The sequence below is a fragment of the Chitinimonas lacunae genome, from assembly GCF_042650885.1.
GTDB classification, from domain to species: Bacteria; Pseudomonadota; Gammaproteobacteria; order Burkholderiales; family Chitinimonadaceae; genus Chitinimonas_A; species Chitinimonas_A lacunae.
Genome location: NZ_JBHSBU010000001.1, coordinates 1 through 18,473 on the forward strand (window position 1 = coordinate 1; position 18,473 = coordinate 18,473).

General features: G+C 61.7%; 13 protein-coding genes. 3 read left to right on the top strand and 10 right to left on the bottom strand.

The genetic code is table 11. The features are described from left to right. On the bottom strand, nt 1-1,779 hold a 1,779-nt coding region (glnD, locus tag ACFOW7_RS00005), incomplete at its 3' end, for a [protein-PII] uridylyltransferase (protein WP_378159659.1). Nucleotides 1,780-2,366: 587 nt separating this feature from the next. Between glnD and ACFOW7_RS00010 the strand changes: the two genes are divergently transcribed. The 3 genes from ACFOW7_RS00010 (at nt 2,367) to ACFOW7_RS00020 (ending at nt 4,594) form a co-directional block, all read left to right on the top strand. Further along, nucleotides 2,367-3,335: a lipin/Ned1/Smp2 family protein gene (locus ACFOW7_RS00010; RefSeq protein WP_378159661.1), complete on the top strand. Its 969-nt coding sequence runs from the start codon at nt 2,367-2,369 to the stop codon at nt 3,333-3,335. 156 nt (nt 3,336-3,491) lie between these two features. Next, nucleotides 3,492-4,019, top strand: a complete 528-nt coding sequence (locus tag ACFOW7_RS00015; protein WP_378159664.1) for a hypothetical protein — start codon at nt 3,492-3,494, stop codon at nt 4,017-4,019. A 338-nt stretch (nt 4,020-4,357) separates the two neighbouring features. Next, complete coding sequence (locus ACFOW7_RS00020; RefSeq protein WP_378159666.1) at nt 4,358-4,594, top strand: hypothetical protein; 237 nt, start codon at nt 4,358-4,360, stop codon at nt 4,592-4,594. A 485-nt stretch (nt 4,595-5,079) separates the two neighbouring features. Here the strand turns inward: ACFOW7_RS00020 and lpdA are convergent, their stop codons facing one another. The 9 genes from lpdA to zwf all read right to left on the bottom strand — a co-directional run bounded on the left by lpdA (nt 5,080) and on the right by zwf (nt 18,163). Continuing rightward, nucleotides 5,080-6,870, bottom strand: a complete 1,791-nt coding sequence (lpdA, locus tag ACFOW7_RS00025) for a dihydrolipoyl dehydrogenase (RefSeq protein ID WP_378159668.1) — start codon at nt 6,868-6,870, stop codon at nt 5,080-5,082. Nucleotides 6,871-6,911: 41 nt separating this feature from the next. Further along, nucleotides 6,912-8,528 (bottom strand): dihydrolipoyllysine-residue acetyltransferase, encoded by a 1,617-nt coding sequence (aceF, locus tag ACFOW7_RS00030; protein ID WP_378159670.1) that lies wholly within the window; start codon nt 8,526-8,528, stop codon nt 6,912-6,914. 61 nt (nt 8,529-8,589) lie between these two features. Beyond that, nucleotides 8,590-11,244, bottom strand: coding sequence for a pyruvate dehydrogenase (acetyl-transferring), homodimeric type (aceE, locus tag ACFOW7_RS00035; protein WP_378159672.1), 2,655 nt, complete (start codon nt 11,242-11,244; stop codon nt 8,590-8,592). A gap of 274 nt (nt 11,245-11,518) precedes the next feature. After that, nucleotides 11,519-12,340, bottom strand: a complete 822-nt coding sequence (locus ACFOW7_RS00040; RefSeq protein WP_378159674.1) for an SHOCT domain-containing protein — start codon at nt 12,338-12,340, stop codon at nt 11,519-11,521. A 58-nt stretch (nt 12,341-12,398) separates the two neighbouring features. After that, nucleotides 12,399-14,063, bottom strand: a complete 1,665-nt coding sequence (gene pgi, locus ACFOW7_RS00045) for a glucose-6-phosphate isomerase (protein WP_378159676.1) — start codon at nt 14,061-14,063, stop codon at nt 12,399-12,401. 13 nt (nt 14,064-14,076) lie between these two features. Then, entirely contained in the window at nt 14,077-14,925 is an 849-nt protein-coding gene (gene hexR, locus ACFOW7_RS00050) for a transcriptional regulator HexR (RefSeq protein ID WP_378159678.1), read from the bottom strand. Between the two features lie 12 nt (nt 14,926-14,937). Beyond that, nucleotides 14,938-15,930, bottom strand: a complete 993-nt coding sequence (locus tag ACFOW7_RS00055) for a glucokinase (RefSeq protein WP_378159680.1) — start codon at nt 15,928-15,930, stop codon at nt 14,938-14,940. 4 nt (nt 15,931-15,934) lie between these two features. Further along, the gene (gene pgl / locus ACFOW7_RS00060) at nt 15,935-16,654 is read right to left on the bottom strand and encodes a 6-phosphogluconolactonase (RefSeq protein ID WP_378159682.1); all 720 of its coding nucleotides are present in this window, start codon (nt 16,652-16,654) and stop codon (nt 15,935-15,937) included. 48 nt (nt 16,655-16,702) lie between these two features. Beyond that, nucleotides 16,703-18,163 (bottom strand): glucose-6-phosphate dehydrogenase, encoded by a 1,461-nt coding sequence (gene zwf / locus ACFOW7_RS00065; RefSeq protein ID WP_378159684.1) that lies wholly within the window; start codon nt 18,161-18,163, stop codon nt 16,703-16,705. Nucleotides 18,164-18,473 lie beyond the last annotated feature (310 nt).

Genomic DNA, 18,473 nt, shown 5'->3' on the forward strand with positions numbered 1-18,473 from the left:
CAGATAGCGCCGCGTGGCATTGAACAGGTCTTCGAGCAGCTTGGCTTTCCAGGCATTCCATACTTTGGGGCTGGTGCCGCGGATATCGGCGACCGACAGCAGGTAGAGCGCGATCAGATGACGCTCATCGCCCACCACCCGGGCAAAGCGCTCGACCGTGTCGGGGTCGTAGACATCCTGCTTCTGCGCCGTATGCGACATGGTCAGATGCTGCTCGACCAGCCAGGCCACCATCTCGCCGTCTTCGCGCGACAGACCGTGGCTGTCGCAGAACTGGCGTGCATCGATCTTGCCAAGCTTTGAATGGTCGCCACCGCGTCCCTTGGCGATATCGTGAAACAGCGCCGCCAGATACAGCACTTCCGGCCGCTCGAACGATTCGATCAGGCGCGAGCAAGTCGGGTATTCATGGTTAAAGGCGGGCGTGGCGAAGCGGCGCAGATTGCGCAGCACCATCAGGATATGTTCATCGACCGTATAGACGTGGAACAGGTCGTGTTGCATCCGGCCGACGATCTTGCCAAACGCCGGGATATAGCGGCCCAGCACGCCGTACTGGTTCATCCGCCGCATGACCCGGGTCGTGCCCCAGGGCTGGCGGACGATGGCCAGGAAAGTCGCCTTATTGACCGGATCGCGCCGGAAAGCCGCATTGATACGCGGCCGTGCATGCCAGAGCGCCCGCAGCGTGTCGGCTCCGATGCCGGTCAGTTCGGGATGCTGCTGGAGCACCAGAAAGGTCTCCAGGATGGCCGACGGGGTTTTCTCATACACATCGGGCCGGGCGATCTCCAGCAGCGGCCCGCGTGCCACAAAACGCTCGTTGATCGGCGTGGCCGGCATCTGTTCGGCACCGTAGAGATGGCGGCGGATTGCCTGGATCAATAAGGGCTGCAACTGCGCCACCACCCGGGCCGACAGATAGTAGACCGCCATCAGCTGCTCGCTGGCCCGGTTGGCGTCGGTGTCGTGGTAGCCGAAACGCTGGGCCAGCGCATTCTGGTAGTCGAACAGAATACGGTCCTCACGCCGCCGGGCAGTCAGATGCAAGGCAATTCGGAACGACCACAGCAGCTTCTCGGCCCGCTTGAGCTTGCGCATTTCCTGACCGGTCAGCATGCCGGCCTGCTTGAGGCTGGCCCAGTCGTTCCCCAGTCCGGCCGCCCGGGTCAGCCACAGCACCAGATGCAGATCGCGCAAACCACCGGGGGCTTCTTTGACGTTCGGTTCGAGCTTCATCGTGGCGCCCTGATGGCGCTCGTAACGCTGCTGCTGCTCCAGCAGCTTGGCCTCGAAAAAGGCGCGCGGGTCGAGGACGGCGGCGGTGGCGCGCTGGAATGCCTGATAAGTGTCGAGGCTGCCCGCCAGCAAGCGGTTCTCCAGCATGGCGGTCTGCACCGTGATGTCGCGCTGAGCCTCTTCGGCGCACTGCGCCACGCTGCGCACGCTGTGGCCGACTTCGAGCCCCAGATCCCACAGCAAGCCGATTAAGCCTTCGACTGCCGCCAGCGTCGGCCCGTCGGTCTCGGGCGGCAGCAGTATCAGCAGATCGATATCCGAACACGGAAACAATTGACCGCGCCCGTAACCACCCACCGCGACCAGGGCGGTACGAGGATCGAGCGGCAGTTCGGCCCAGCGCTGGGCCAGAAATTCATCGACCAGGGCGGCTTCGGCTGCGAGCAACTGACCCGCCTGTTCCGGGTCGTGATAACCATCGTGCAGCCGGGCACGGTCGGCCTGGAGTTGTTTTTTCAGCGTGGCAATCGGCGCATTCATGATGGGGCAAGCGGGAAAAATTGACGCCTATCTTGGCCCAACTGCCGGCGCTTGGCGAGTTGCAAGGGAGACTGGAGGGGAGGATGAAAGTAAGTCAATAAATAGTCGGCTTTTCTTGATCTTTCCTGCTGCTGGGGTGGTGGAGTGAATCTCTAGTGGAGACACGGAGAGTCAGCAAAGAAGAGTAGGGATGAGTGGGAGAGAGTAAACCAGTTTTTTTGTGAAAAATCTGGCGAAGCGTTGATTTTTTCCTATGGTGTATGGGTGCAAAACCAAGTGGAGCGTACTGCCAGCGTGGATTGGCTGACCGGGCGTCAGCAGTGAGTTTCAGCCTTGTAGCAGTGGGAGTGGGGGAGACGGGGCAAAATGAATGATTCACGCCAAATGACTGCAAGGAACTTAGCAATATTTGTTTGAAAAGGAATTATTGTTCCCTGGCTGACCAGTGTGTCATTTGTCATGGGGATTTCCCTATTTCTGCTTGAGCGCTTGCTTTGTGTAATGCCAAAGTCATTAATCTGTAGCACAATGGCCCGGCCCGTCTTCGGGCGATCACGACAATCAAAAACCTAGACAAGGAAAATCCGATGCTTCGCCGTTTGACCGCCACGGCCTGTGCCGTGCTCGCTCTGCAAGCCCAAGCCGCTTGTCCTGACTATGCAGTGATCGACCAGGCACCAGCCGCGCCGGCCGCACCGCGCGCCAGCTTCCAGCATTTCGGCAGCCGCCTGCTCTCCGCGCTCTATTCGCCCTGGCATATGGTGCACGACACCATGGTCGCCAAAGGCCAGTCGGCCATGGTGGTCGGCAAGTTCGACTATGATGCGGTGCTGCACAAAGACCTTGAGGACGAGCGCATCCATGTCTACCTGTACGGCGCCTCGACCAAGGGCTGGGAATATGTGGGCGTTCACCGTACCGACCGTGACGGCAAGATCTTCGTCTCGATGGGCCAGCGCCCGGTTGGTGAATACAAGGTACGGATGGTGGTCGAGGGCGATGGCAGCAGCGTCGAAGGTTTCCTGAGCGTGGTCGACCCGGGCCGCGAAGCGGTGCTGTTCGATGTGGACGGTACCCTGACCATCAACGACTTCGAAGCCTACGCCGACTATGTGGGCATCAAGACCGCCACGCCTTACTACTACGCACCGGAAACGGTCCGGGCCTATCGGGCGATGGGCTACCAGATCGTCTATCTGACCGCCCGTCCTTATTGGGTCACCCGTGACGCTCGCGAATGGTTCGGCAAGATGAACCTCGCCGCCGGTCACTACCGCTCCAATGCTTACGGCGACGGCCCGATTCCGCCCAATACCGAGCAGCACAAGACCGATTACGTCACCTATCTGCGCCAGACCGTGGGCCTGAATATCATCCGCGCCTATGGCAACGCGACCACCGATATCTCCGCCTATGCCAAGGGCGGACTGCCCAAGGCCGAGACCTGGATCATCGGCCCCAATGCCGGACGCGATGGCACCCAGGCGCTGAAGAACGACTACGCCTATCATTTCAGTACGGTGGTTTCCAAGACGCGGCCGGCGAAATGTAATTAAATTCGCGACAGGTGAATCTAAAAGGCTCAGTCTTATCTGAGCCTTTTTTATTGCCATTCCGAGTGAGATGAAAGTCGAGCTTCTCGGTTCAAGGGTTTGAGTGATTGAAAATTCCGATCGTGAGATTTTGCAAATTGTGGTTTCGGGAGTATTAAAATGCATCCTTTGGATTCAGATGACTATCTTTCTGCTTTGGTGAGAAGAACACAAATGAGATTTTTGTCTACAGGCTTTGATCTTCTTATTGTGGAGGATTGGTACGACGGTCCTGAGTCAGGGTTTGTCTTTACTTGTTCAGGAAGTGCGGTTTATTTTGTTCGCGTCGCTTGTTCAAAAAATAGTGGTTTACTGGGAGGTTTCGAACTTATCCAATTCAAAGGGAAGTGGCCGAGGGTGAAAAATTTTCATGGGTTAGATTGTTGCCCCAGCGAAAACATATCGGTGGTGGATGGGGGTGATTGTGAAGGCTGGGGTGCAATGAAGGATGAAATTATGAATTCTCCTAGGTTTGAAACTTTTTTGGGGCTGGGGAGCTACTATTTAGATAAATTGGCAATATTTCCTGTGGCTCAGGATGAATTAATTTCTTTACGAGCCTCCCCTGCTTGGGGAGTAGGTTACATGGGATTGCATCAAATTTTAAAAGAGAAGAGGAAGATTTTTGAAAAGGAAGGAGGATATTAGGGTGGGCGATTGACTTGCTTAGAGGGTATTGCGCAATAAATATTTACAAGGAGGCATCTCTTATATTTAGCCGGGGATGAGAGAAAATAAATGAAAAATGCCGCGACCTCGCAAAACTGAAAATCGACCGCAAAGCTGGGCTGGATGCGGCTTCCAACAAAAGTGCATAACAGGCTCTAGAGATTTCATTTGAGAGAAAGTCTGTGGGCGAGTTTGGATGGCGTGTTATTTAAGCTGATGAGGATAAATCTGTCCTCAAACATATCGCATGTCCTCATAACTTAAGCACAGCAAACGGCGCGAAAGCGTCTCTTCATTGAGAGTTGGGAGACGTACCGATGACGGAAATAATGTATTCTCTGGTGGCGATGGATACCGTGCTTGCCGAACTTGCAGCCGCTTCGCCAATTGGTGCCGCTTCCGTGGCGGACTTTTTCGAGCGATGCGCCGGTAGGGGCAGGCCCTGGAAGCATGTGGCGAACTGGGGAGATCTAGATGATATCGAGGTCTACCGGCATCTAACGCTGGCGGAAAAGCCGCAAGGTCCGCTTTATGGGGTGAGCGAGGCCTGCTAGTTCAAATCATCCGGTGCGTTCGCGCTCGACGCTGAAGATATGGAGCGCTTTGTGGAAGCGCATCTATCCTCGTTCGAAGAGTGTTTTTTCAATGGCGATACGATTATCTTCGAATTGAATCGATCCGTCGCTTGGCTGTTCAACCACGAGGGTTTCCACCATGTGTTTCGGTGGAAACCGCGCGGACAGGATAAGACATAAAGTTTCTCGGATTCATAAGTACCAATTTAAGAAAACGATACTTGGCGGCTGGAAATAGTTTGCGAGTCGCTAGGGCTGGAAGTCGATTTTGCCGATTGGGAAAACATTGCAGACGGCAGTCAACGCTGGCGTGTTGGCAGCTGGTGCTGCCAGCGATTATTACCTGCACCCCGTTTGACGCAATAAAAAAGCGACGCATAAGCGTCGCTTTCACATTTGATTTCAAATTCTTTTCTATCCGCTTGTAATCTTGCACGGAAATTGCAGATTATTTTCTATACCGCTCATTTCTTCCGCTGCGGCGGCAAATCCGTGCAATGGCCTTCGAACACTTCCGCTGCAAGGCCCACCGATTCGCACAGCGTCGGATGCGGGTGAATCGTCTTCGCGATATCGGTCGGGTCGCAACCCATCTCGATTGCCAGGCAAAGCTCGCCGATCAGATCGCCTGCATGGGTGCCGACGATGCCGGCGCCGACGATGCGGTGGCTTTCCTCGTCGAAGATCAGCTTGGTGAAACCTTCGTCGCGGCCGTTGGCGATGGCGCGGCCTGAGGCGGCCCAGGGGAAGAGGGATTTGCCGATCTTGATGCCCTGCGCCTTGGCCTGTTCCTCGGTCAGTCCAACCCAAGCGACTTCCGGATCGGTGTAGGCCACCGACGGAATCACCCGCGCATCGAAGAAGCGCTTCTGACCCGCCGCGACTTCAGCCGCTATATGGCCTTCGTGAACTGCCTTGTGCGCCAGCATCGGCTGGCCGACGATGTCGCCGATGGCAAAGATATGCGGCACATTGGTGCGCATCTGCTCGTCCACCGGGATAAAGCCGCGCTCGTTGACCGTCACCCCGGCATTTTCCGCACCGATCAGCTTGCCGTTGGGAGCGCGGCCGGCGGCGACCAGTACCATGTCGTAGCGCTGCGGCTCCTTGGGCGCCTGTTCGCCTTCGAAGGTCACCCAGATGCCGTCGTCACGCGCATCCACCGCCACCGTCTTGGTCTTCAGCATCACCCGGTCGAAGCGGTGGGCGTTCATCTTTTCCCACACCTTGACCAGATCACGGTCGGCACCCTGCATCAGGCCGTCCATCATCTCGACCACTTCAAGACGGGCACCCAGGGTCGAATACACCGTGCCCATCTCCAGCCCGATAATGCCACCGCCCAGAATCAGCATCCGACCTGGCACTTCGCGCAGTTCCAGCGCACCGGTCGAATCGACGATGCGCGGGTCGGTCGGGATAAAGGGCAACTGCGTCACCCGGCTGCCAGCGGCGATGATGGCCTGCTTGAACTTGACCACCTGCTTCTTGCCGGTCTTGTCGCGGCCCACCCCGTCGGTCAGCTCGACTTCGAGATGATGCGGATCGAGGAAGGTACCGACACCACGGATGACTTCCACCTTGCGTGCCCGTGCCATCCCGGTCAGACCGGTGGTGAGCTTGCTGACCACCTTGTCCTTGTAGCCACGCAGACCGGCCAGATCGATTTCCGGTTCGCCGAACTTGATGCCGTGCTTGGCCAACTGCTTGACCTCGTCGATCACCGCTGCGTTGTGCAGCAGTGCCTTGGACGGGATACAGCCCACATTGAGGCAGACTCCGCCCAGCGTGCCGTAGCGCTCGACCAGTACGACCTTGAGTCCCAGATCGGCTGCGCGGAAGGCGGCCGAATAGCCGCCTGGGCCAGCGCCCAGGACCAGCAGGTCGAACTCGGCATCGGCGCTGCCCGTGTGCTGGGCTGCCTGCGGAGCCGGAGCCGGAGCCGGAGCCGGAGCCGGAGCCGGAGCCGGAGCCGGAGTAGATGCAGCCGCCTTGGGTGCGTCCGCTGCTGCGTCTGCCGCGTCAAGCAGCGCAATCACCGACCCTTGCGACACCTTGTCGCCCACCTTGATCTTCACTTCGCGCACCGTGCCGCCGGCGCTGGCCGGCACTTCCATGGTGGCTTTGTCGGTTTCGAGCGTGAGCAGCGAATCTTCCTGCTTGATGGTGTCGCCGGCTTTGACGAACACCTCGATCACATCGACATCCTTGTAGTCGCCGATATCGGGGACTTTGAGTTCGATCGGATTGCTCATGGATTTCCCTTCGATGGCGGCGCCCAGGGCGCCGCGCCGGTTCACAGCATCAGACGGCGGATATCGCCGAGCACCTGGCCCAGATAGGCGGTGAAACGTGCCGCCGAGGCACCGTCGATCACGCGGTGGTCATAGGACAGCGACAGCGGCAGCATCAGCCGTGGCGCGAATTCCTGGCCGTTCCAGACCGGCTTGATCGAGGACTTGGACACCCCGAGGATGGCCACTTCCGGTGCATTGATAATCGGGGTGAAGGCCGTGCCGCCAATGCCACCCAGGCTGGAGATCGAGAAGCAGCCACCTTGCATATCGGCCGGCAACAGCTTGCCGTCGCGTGCCTTGGCTGCCAGGGCGGCGGTCTCGTTGGCGATATCGATCAGGCTCTTGCGATCGGCGTCGCGCACCACCGGCACCACCAGCCCATTGGGCGTATCGGCGGCAAAACCGATATGGAAGTACTGCTTGAGAATCAGCTGCTCGCCATCGAGCGAAGCATTGAATTCGGGGAATTTTTTAAGTGCTGCCACGCATGCCTTGATAATGAAAGCAAGTGGTGTCAGCTTGATGTCCTGTTTTTTGAGCTCTTCGGACATCTGCTTACGGAACGCTTCCATCTCGGTGATGTCGGCCTCGTCGAACTGGGTGACATGCGGAATCATCACCCAGTTGCGCGCCAGATTGGCGCCCGACAGCTTCTTGATCCGCGACAGCGGCTTTTCGCTGATCGGACCGAATTTGGCGAAATCGACCTTGGGCCAGGGCAGCAGGTCAAGACCGACACCCGAGCCGTTGCTGGGGGCGGCGGCCGAACCGGCCGCAGTCTGACCGCTCATCACCGACTTGACGAAGGCTTGCACATCGCTGTGCAGAATGCGCTGCTTTGGGCCGCTGCCGCTGACCCGGCTCAGATCGACGCCCAGTTCGCGGGCGAACTTGCGCACACTGGGGCTGGCATGGGCTTGTTTGAAGTTTTCACGATTCACCGGCGCACTGGCGGATGCTGGTTTGGCAGCGGGTGCCGGCGCCGCCGCAGTCGGGGCCGGTGCGGGTGCAGCGGCTTGCGGGGCCGGGCTGCCTGCCGGCGCCGAGGCGGCCGCGGATGCTTCGGCATCCACCACCACGATCACATGGCCTTCCGACACCTTGTCGCCGACCTTGACCCGCACCTCGCGCACCGTGCCGCCGGCGCTGGCCGGCACTTCCATCGACGCCTTGTCGGTCTCCAGCGTGATCAGGGCATCTTCCTTCCTGATCACATCGCCGACCTTGACGAAGACCTCGATTACATCGACGTCCTTGGCTTCGCCGATATCGGGCACCTTGATCTCGACCGGGCCGGCCGAGGCGGTTGCGGCGGCTGGGGTTGGAGCCGGCGCGGGGGAGGGGGCAGCCGCTTGCGGCGCCGGTGCTGCGGCGTCCGCAGCTTCCAGAATCACCACCACCGAGCCTTCCGACACCTTGTCACCGACCTTGACCCGTACTTCGCGCACCGTACCGCCGGCACTGGCGGGTACTTCCATGGTGGCCTTGTCGGTTTCGAGCGTCAGCAGCGAGTCTTCCTTGTTGATCGTATCGCCCGGCTTGACGAAGACCTCGATCACATCGACGTCCTGGTAGTCGCCGATATCGGGCACCTTGAGTTCGATCGCATTACTCATTTTTATCCTCCGTGCGACTGCACCGGCGCTTGGCGCCGGGCGGTCCACTGTTTCCGTGATATCAGACCGTCCAGGGCGCCGGGCGGTCGGCGTCGATGCCGTACTTGGCCAGGGCCTCGGCCACCACCGTGCGCGGCAGCTGGCCTTCGTCGGCCAGCGCCTTGAGCGCGGCGATCGTCACGTAATAGCGGTTGACCTCGAAGAAGCGGCGCAGCTGCTCGCGGGTGTCGGAACGACCGAAGCCGTCGGTGCCCAGCACCACATAGCGCTTGGGCAGATAGGCGCGGATCTGTTCGGCGAACATGCGCATCGAATCGGTGGCGGCGATCACCGGACCGCTCTGCTGGGCCAGGCACTCGGTGACATAAGGCACGCGCGGCTCGTCGGTCGGATGGAGCATATTCCAGCGCTCCACCGCCATCCCATCGCGGGCCAGTTCGGTAAAGCTCGGGCAGCTCCACAGATCGGACTCGACGTTCCAGTCCTGCCGCAGCAGCTCGGCCGCGGCGATCACTTCGTTGAAGATCGTGCCGGAGCCCAGCAACTGCACGCGCCGCTCACCCTCGCCACCGCGCCGGAAGGCGTACATCCCCTTGACGATGCCGGCCTCGGCACCTTCGGGCATGGCCGGGTGCGGGTAGTTTTCGTTCATCAGGGTGAGGTAGTAGTAGACGTCCTGCTGCTCGGCATACATGCGGCGCAGGCCATCTTGCACGATCACCGCCACTTCGTAGCCGAAGGTCGGGTCGTAGCTGATGCAGTTGGGAACAGTGGCCGAGATCAGATGCGAATGGCCGTCTTCGTGTTGCAGACCCTCGCCGTTGAGGGTGGTGCGACCGGCGGTGCCGCCCAGCAGGAAGCCGCGTGTGCGCATATCGGCAGCGGCCCAGGCCAGGTCACCGATCCGCTGGAAGCCGAACATCGAGTAGTAGATATAGAACGGGATCATCGGCACGCCGTGCGTGCTGTAGGAGGTGCCCGCCGCGATCCAGTCGCACATGGCACCGGCTTCGTTGATGCCTTCTTGCAGAATCTGACCGTCTTTCGATTCCTTGTAGAACATCAGCTGGTCGGCATCCTGCGGCACATACTTCTGGCCTTCCTGGCTCCAGATACCGACCTGGCGGAACAGACCTTCCATACCGAAGGTACGCGACTCGTCGGGCACGATGGGCACGATATGGCGGCCGATCTGCTTGTCCTTGAGCAGCTGGGTCAGCATGCGCACAAAGGCCATGGTGGTCGAGTATTCGCGGCCTTCTCCCGAGCCTTTGAGCAGGCTGTCAAAGCTCGCCAGTGGCGGAATCTCCAGCGGATAGGCATTGCGGCGCCGCGCCGGCAGATAGCCGCCCAGGGCCATCCGGTGGCCGCGCATATACTCGAGTTCGGGCGAGCCTTCTTCGAACTTGATATAGGGCACTTCGGCGAGCTGGTCGTCCGGCACCGGAATATCGAAACGGTCGCGGAACTGGCGGATTGCTTCCAGATCGAGCTTTTTCTGCTGGTGGGTGATGTTCTGGGCTTCGCCAGCCTGACCCATGCCATAGCCCTTGACGGTCTTGGCCAGGATCACCGTCGGGCGGCCCTGCGATTCGCTGGCTGCCTTGAAGGCGGCGTAGATCTTGGCCGGGTCGTGACCGCCGCGATTGAGTTCCCACACGTCCTTGTCGGACCAGTCGCGCACCAGATCGCGCAGCTCAGGGGTATTGAAGAAGTGTTCGCGGACGTAGGCGCCGTCCTTGGACTTCATGGTCTGGTATTCGCCATCGACCACTTCCATCATCCGCTTGGCCAGGATGCCCTTCTTGTCGCGGGCAAACAGCGCATCCCACTTGGTGCCCCATACGAGCTTGATCACATTCCAGCCGGCGCCACGGAAGTCGCCTTCGAGTTCCTGGATGATCTTGCCGTTGCCGCGCACCGGGCCGTCGAGCCGCTGCAGATTGCAGTTGATCACAAAGACCAGATTGTCGAGCTTTTCCCGGCCGGCCATGCCGATGGCGCCCATCGATTCGGGTTCGTCCATCTCGCCGTCGCCGCAGAAGCACCAGACCTTGCGGCCGGTGGTGTTGGCAAAGCCACGGTCGTGCAGATAGCGCATGAAGCGAGCCTGATAGATGGCCATCAAGGGGCCCAGGCCCATCGACACGGTGGGGAATTGCCAGAAGTCCGGCATCAGCCAGGGATGGGGATAGCTCGAAAGCCCGTTGCCATCGACTTCCTGGCGGTAGTTGTCGAGCTGCTCGGCGCTCAGCCGGCCCAGCAGATAGGCCCGTGAGTAGATGCCGGGCGCCGAGTGGCCCTGGGTAAAGATCAGGTCGCCGCCGTGCTGTTCGGACGGGGCGTGCCAGAAATGGTTGAAACCGACGTCGTACAGCGTGGCGGCCGAGGCGAACGAGGCGATATGGCCGCCGACATTGGTGTCCTTATTGGCCCGCACCACCATGGCCATGGCGTTCCAGCGCGTATAGGCGCGGATCTTGTGCTCGATGGTGGTGTTGCCGGGGAAGGGCGGTTCGAGTTCGGCCGGGATGCTGTTGATGTACTGGGTGGTGGCGCTGTACGGAATATTGGCGCCGCGCTGGGTCGCCTTGTCGATCAGTTGCTCGATCAGGTAATGCGCCCGCTTCGGGCCTTCGGCGCCGACCACGCTTTCCAGCGCGTCGAGCCACTCCTGCGTTTCCTGCGGATCGAGGTCGTCGAATTGCTCAGCCATCTTGAGTACCTTGTGGGTGTGTCGTTATGTGGAAAAGCGAGCGCGAACGGCACGGGAGTGGCCGGCCGGTGGAAACGGGACGGGCCGCCCACGACAGGGCGGCTGGAGCGTATAGGCGCTTCAATGTTGTCTCGGCGACCGGACGCGGCATTGGCGGGCCGGCTGGTTGTTCGCTTGGGTAAATCGCCGTCTGCGCGGCTTCGACGCTCAGGGCGTCGTCGGTTCCGGCGCCGGCGGACGGCGCTGGAGCTGGCCGTCCGAAGACGGCCGGCACTTACAGATCCTTGAGGATCGCAGCGCGTTTTTGCTGGTATTCGGACTCGGTGATCAGACCGTTGTCCTTAAGACGTTTGAGCACCATCAGCCGCTCTTCCGATTTGGTCAGCGGGACGGCCGGCAGCACGGCCGGCTGGCCGGCGACCGGCGCGGCCGGTACAGCGGCAGCCGGGGTCGCTGCCGGGGCGGCGGGCGGTACGACGACTGCCGGGGTCGGCAGGATGGTGGTTGGATGGGCCGGGGCCGGTTGATTGGCCTGGCTCAGGTCGATGGCCAGCCAGTCGGCCCGCTGATTGACAAAGGCGGCGCCGGGGCCGGCGACCAGCTCGCAGTCGAGCTTGGCGGGCTTCATCCGGCTGCCGGCGGCAAACGGCCGCAGTACGCCGGTGGCGCGGTACATGCCTTCGAACTCGGCTTCGCAGGCACCCAGGATCAGATTGAGCCGGCCGTTTTCGACAAACAGCCGGCCGCTATTGGCCACACGCGGAGTAAAGAACAGCTTGTAGGCGCGGTAGGTGCTGGCAAACAGGATATCGTCGCTGGGCTTGGCCTGGGCCAGCGCACGGGCCAGCGGCTTGGCGATCCGCTCCAATTGGTCGTTGTCGAACAGCGGGGCCACGCTGTCGCGGGTCTTGCGCTGGAAGGCGCCAAGCAGCCAGCTCACCTGTTCGGGGCTGATGCTGACGGGCTGCTGGTTGGCGGCGTTGACCGCTTCGAGCTTCACATATTCGAAGTCCTGCTTCCACACTTCTTCGGCAGCCACTACCGGCGTTGCGACAACCGTCGCCAGTGCGGCCAGACCGGCCCATTTGCGCGTCATGCGAAACTCCCATTCGTGGCAAAGGCGCTTTTATAGCGCATTCCGGCGCATTTGCCTGCTATTTTGTGCTATCTGCACGCCGGCGTAGTGCCTGGCGGCAGTATTCAAGCAAACGCCGGGTCGAGGCGTCGTGGCCGGTGGCACCGTCCTTGTCGCCGCGTAGTTCGGCTTCGATGGTTCGGGCCAGCTGCTTGCCCAGTTCCACCCCCCATTGATCGTAGGCGTTGACGCCCCAGATCGCGCTCTGCACAAACACCTTGTGCTCGTAGAGCGCAATCAGGCTCCCCAGCGTGGCCGGGTCGATCCGATCGAGCAGCAGGGTATTGGTCGGCCGGTTGCCGACAAATACCTTATGCGGTGCCAGCGCGGCAATCGCCGCCTCATCGAGGCCCTGGTCGCGCAGCTCGGCTTCGGCCTCGGCTCGGCTTTTGCCGCGCATCAGCGCCTCGGTCTGGGCCAAGCAGTTGGCCAGCAGGATGGTATGGTGGCCAAGCGGGCTGGCGGGGTTTTCCAGCGCGACGATAAAGTCGGCCGGGATCAATGCCGTGCCCTGATGCAGCAACTGGTAATAGGCATGCTGACCGTTGATGCCAGGCTCGCCCCAGATCAGCGGACCGGTACGGTAGTCGACCGGTTGGCCGTCGAGCCGGACCGACTTGCCGTTCGATTCCATGTCGAGCTGCTGCAAATAGGCCGGCAACCGGTGCAGCGGCTGGTTATACGGCGAAACCAGATGACTCGCGGCGCCAAAGCCGTTGATATACCAGACGCCCAGCAGACCGAGCAGCATCGGCAGATTGTCTGCCATCGGCGTTTCGCGGAAATGGCAGTCCATCGCATGCGCCCCGGCCAGCAGCTCGGCAAATCGCGTCGGGCCGATCTGTAGCACGATAGGCAGGCCAATTGCCGACCATAGCGAATAGCGGCCCCCGACCCAGTCCCAGAAACCGAACATATTGGCGGTATCAATACCGAAGGCGGCGACTGCCTGGCTATTCGTGGAAACCGCAACGAAGTGGCGCGCCACGGCCGTCTCGCCACCGGCTGCGGTGAGCCAGTCGCGGGCCGCACGGGCGTTGGTCAGGGTTTCCTGGGTGGTGAAGGTCTTCGAGGCGACGATGAACAGCGTGGTGGCCGGGTCGAGCGCTGCCAGCGTGTGGTGGAGCTGCCAGCCGTCGACGCTGGAGACGAAATGACAGCGCAGCTGCGGCGTGGCGTAGTCCTTGAGCGCCTCGCAGGCCATATAGGGGCCGAGGTCCGAGCCGCCGATACCGATATTGACCACATCGCGCACCGGCCGGCCATCGTAGCCCAGCCACTCGCCCTCGCGGACCGAGTCGGCAAAGCGGTAGAGCCTGTCGAGCGTGGCGTGCACCTCGGCCACCACCTCGTGGCCCTCGACCTCGATCCGGCTGCCGCGCGGCGCCCGCAGCGCAGTGTGCAGCACCGCGCGCCGCTCGGTGGCATTGATCCGCTCGCCACGGAACATCGCCTCGCGCCGCGCCTCGACGCCGCAGGCACGTGCCAGTTCAAACAGGGCGGCCCAACCGGCGTCGTCGATCAGATTCTTGGAATGGTCGAGCAGGATGCCGCAGGCCGCGGCGCTATAACGCTCGGCCCGGCCCGGGTCGGCGGCGAAGGCGGCGCGCAGGTCGAAGTCGCGCAGCGCGGCGGCACGGCGCTCGAAGTCTTGCCAGGCGGGCAGGGAAGTGAGGGCGGTCATCGCGGGGTCTCGCTTATTTGTCTTCGTAGCCGCGCACGCGGCGTTCCTTGAGATTGCGCTTGATCTTCTCCAACTGGTCGATCAGTTCGGGACCACGCCGTAGGGCGACGCCGACCGCCAGAATATCGACGATCACCAGATGAACGATGCGGGTGATCATCGGCGAGTACAGATCGGGGTCCTCCGGCGTATCGGCATACAGCGTGACGCTACAGCGCTTGGACAGCGGCGAGTTGGAGTGAGTGATGCCGATCACTTCGGCGCCGGCTTCACGTGCCAGCTCGACCGAACGGATCAGGTCGATGGTGCGGCCCGAGTTGGAAATTGCCACCACCGCGTCACCTGCCTTGAGCAGCGAGGCCGACATGCCGTGGATATGCGGGTCGGAATAGGAGATGCACGGCACACCGAGGCGGAAGAACTTGTGCTGGGCATCCTGAGCGATGATGCCCGAGTTGCCAAGGCCGTAGAACTCGATGCGCTTGGCGGCAGCCAGGATATCGATGGCCTGCTCGATCGCATCGGGGTTGAGCTCGTTGCGCGTGCGCATCAGGCTCGAAATGGTGTTGTCGAACAGCTTGGCCGCCAGATCGTGGGCCGAATCGTTCATTTCGACGGCGCTGTGCACATAGGGCACACCGGACACCAGGCTGCGGGTCAGGCGCAGCTTGAAGTCCTGTAGACCCGTGCAGTCGACCGAGCGGCAGAAGCGGATCACCGTGGGCTGGGAGACGGCAGCCATATCGGCAATCTGGGCAATCGGGGCGTGGGCCACGAAATTGGGCTGCGACAGCACCAGTTCCGCCACCTTGCGTTCCGACTTCGACAGCTCGCCCAGCAGCGACTTGATCTTTTCCAGCATGGCCATCTCCGTTCAGCGCCGCCGCGCCGCCAGCGCATCGAGCGCTGCCGCGCTGCCGCGCAGCGCTGGATGATCGGCCACGATCACAAAGCTCGCCACCGCCGCCAGATAGTCGGAGAAGCGGCCTTTTTGCTCGAAGCGGCTGCGAAACGGTGAGCGGGCGAAATAATCGCCGAGCTTGGGCACGATGCCGCCGCCAATATACAGCCCGCCGCGCGCGCCCAGCGTCACCACCAGATTGGCCGCTGCCGTGCCCAGCATGCCGCAGAAGATATCGACCGTCTCACGGCACAGCGCCGATTCATCGGCCACACCGCGACCGGTGATGGCGGCAGCGTCAAGCGGCTCGGCCTGAACGCCATGGAGTTCCGCCAGCGCCCGGTACAGATTGACCACGCCTGGCCCCGACAGCAGCCGCTCGGCCGAGACATGGCCGAATTGGCGCCGCAGCAGACGCAGGATGTCGTCCTCGCGCTCATTGAAGGGCGAGAACGACACATGGCCGCCTTCGCCTTGCAAGGGCAGCCAGCGGGGCGGTTCGCCGGGCTGATGGGCCGGGACCAGGCCCGAGACGCCAAGGCCGGTACCGGCGCCGAGCAGGGCGATTGGCAGGTCGGGATCGAAGCTGCCGCCGCCCACCTTGATCTTTTCCTCGTCGCGCAGCAAAGGCAGCGCCAGTGCAAGGGCAGTGAAGTCGTTGATGACCAGCAGCTCCTGCACACCCAGTTGGCTTTGCAGTTCGGCGCGCGAGAACTGCCAGCCCAGATTGGTCATGCGCACAAAGTCGCCGGCAATCGCCGTGGCGATGCCGATGGCGGCCCAGACCGGCTGGACCGCGACGCCATCGAGATAGGCACGCGCCGCTTCGAACAGGCCCGGAAAGTCGGCACAGGCAAGCGCACGTTCGTCGCTGAGTCCGGCTTCAGGCGCGCGCAGCAGGGCGAAACGGACGTTGGTGCCGCCGACATCGGCGACCAGACGCGGGTAGGTGGAGGCTTGCGACATCGAGTTATTCCGCCCAGAAGACATGGCACACCCCAGGCGCCCGGTCGAGCACCCGGCGTACCGGAAGATGAGGTTCAGCGGCCGAGGCCGCCATGGCCGCCTCGAAGATCTGTTTCTTTTTGCTGCCGGTGATATGAAGCAACAGATTGCGCGCCCGGGCAATCGTGGCCAGCGTCAGCGAGATCCGGCCATAGGGGGCGCTCATCGGCTGTAGGGCCGCGACCAGCCGTGGATTGGCCGGGTCAGCCGCCGCCTCCAGTTCGGCCGCGCACGGAAACAGGCTGGCGGTATGGCCGTCATCGCCCATGCCAAGCACCACCACATCGAACGGCTGCGGAATGGCCCGCAGCCGCTGATCGATGTCGGCCAGGGCCGCTGCGGGCTGCTCGTGCACGGTCTTGAGCGGGACGAAATGGGCCGCAGCGAGCTGGTATTTGAGCAGATGCTCGCGCACCAGCGCTTCGTTGCTGTCGGGGTGGTCCGCAGGCAGCCAGCGGTCATCGACCAGGGTGATCCAGACCTTGTCCCAGTCAAGCCGCATCTGGCGCAGCTGCTGGAACATGCCAAGCGGGGTACGGCCGCCCGATACCGCCAGGCTCGCGCTGCCGCGTTCGCTGATCGCGGTTTCGAGCGCGGCCGCGATTTCGCGGGCGAGCCAGATATCGAGGTCGGTACGGGAGTCGAATTCGTGCGGCTTGAGCTGGGCCATGGCGGTTGCTTCCATCAAAGTCATGCGGCCGCGCGCACGCGGCCGGAAAACGCCGGAGCGGGTTCAGCCTTCCTCGTGCCAGCAAAAGCCGTCACGCGACAGCAGCGCCGAACTTGCCGCCGGACCCCAGGTGCCGGCGGTATAGGACTTGGGCGCGTCGTCGCTCTGCTCCCAGGCATCGAGGATGGGTTCGACCCATTTCCAGGCGGCGTCGAGTTCGTCGCGCCGCATAAACAGTGTCAGACGGCCGTGGATCACATCGGTCAGCAGCCGTTCATAGGCGTCGGGCCGGCGGGTCTTGAAGGTCTCGTCGAAATCGAGGTCGAGATGAACGCTTCGGAGCTTCATCCGGTCGCCCGGCTGCTTGGCCAGCAGATAGAGCTTGACCGACTCTTCGGGCTGCAACTGGATCACCAGCCGGTTGGTGGTATGCGCTTCGGGCGGCAGACCGAAGATCGAATGCGGCACCTCGCGGAAATTGATCACGATCTCGGCCAGGCGCTCCTGCATCCGTTTGCCGGTACGCAGATAGAAGGGCACCCCGGCCCAGCGCCAGGTATCGATCTCGGCCTTGAGGGCGACAAAGGTCTCGGTCTTGCTGCCCGGGGCGATGCCCTGTTCGTCCTGGTAGCCGATCACCGGCTTGCCGCCGGTGGCGCCGGCGCGATATTGGCCGCGCACCGCCTTGGTGGCGACATCGTGCGGACCGAACGGGCGCAGGGCACGCAGGATCTTGAGCTTCTCGTCGCGCACCGCATCGGGGTCGATGCTGGCGGGCGGCTCCATGGCGATGATGCACAGCAGTTGCAACAGATGGTTCTGGATCATGTCGCGCAGCGCACCGGCCTTGTCGTAGAAGTCGCCCCGACTCTCGACGCCGACCTGTTCGGTCACAGTGACCTGTACATCGCGTATCCATTCGCGCCGCCACAGCGGCTCGAACAGGGTATTGCCAAAACGTAGCGCCAGCAGATTCTGTACCGCCTCTTTGCCGAGGTAATGGTCGATCCGGTAGATCTGGCTTTCCTTGAAATAACGGCCGACCTGGGCATTGATCGCCTGGCTCGACGCCAGGTCGTGGCCCAGCGGCTTTTCCAGCACCACGCGGGCGCCGCCCTTGTTGAGGCCGACGGCGGCCAGATGTTCGCAGATCCCGGCAAACAGATTGGGCGCGGTGGCGAGATAGAACACCCGAATATGGTCGGGATACTGGTTCAGGGTATCGGCCAGGGTGGCATAGGCGGCGCGGTCCTGGGCGTCGAGCCGCAGATAGAGCAGGCGGGCGGCGAACTCGGCCCAGTCCTTGTCGTTGAAGTAGTCGCCCAGATAGCGGCGGGCGGCTTCCTCGGCCATGGCGACATAGGCGGCCTGATCGGGCTGGCTGCGGCCCAGGCAGATGATCCGGCCGTCAGCCGGCAGATAGCCATCCTGGTGCTGGTGATACAGCGCCGGCAGCAGTTTTCTCATGACCAGATCGCCAGTACCGCCGAACAACACCATATCGAAGGGTTGAATCGATGTCATCCCTGTTTCCCCTTTGAATTCAATACAGAATCCCACCGCCTGAATCGGGCGCCTTTGTAACAATACTACTTTTATTAAGCCTTCGCAATGTAGTTTTGTTAGCTGAGGCTGGCGCGATGTTCAATGTTGCGGTGCAGCAAAGATGCAACGCATATATATGATTAGAGCTTGTCTATAGCGGTAAACCATAGCTTGCCATGGCGCTGGCTGCGGCGCCGATGCAACAGTGGAATGTTGCTGGTGTAAAAATTCCAAACCGCGCCTTGCGTTTTATATGTAGTAAAACTACTATCCGCGCTAATGGCCGACC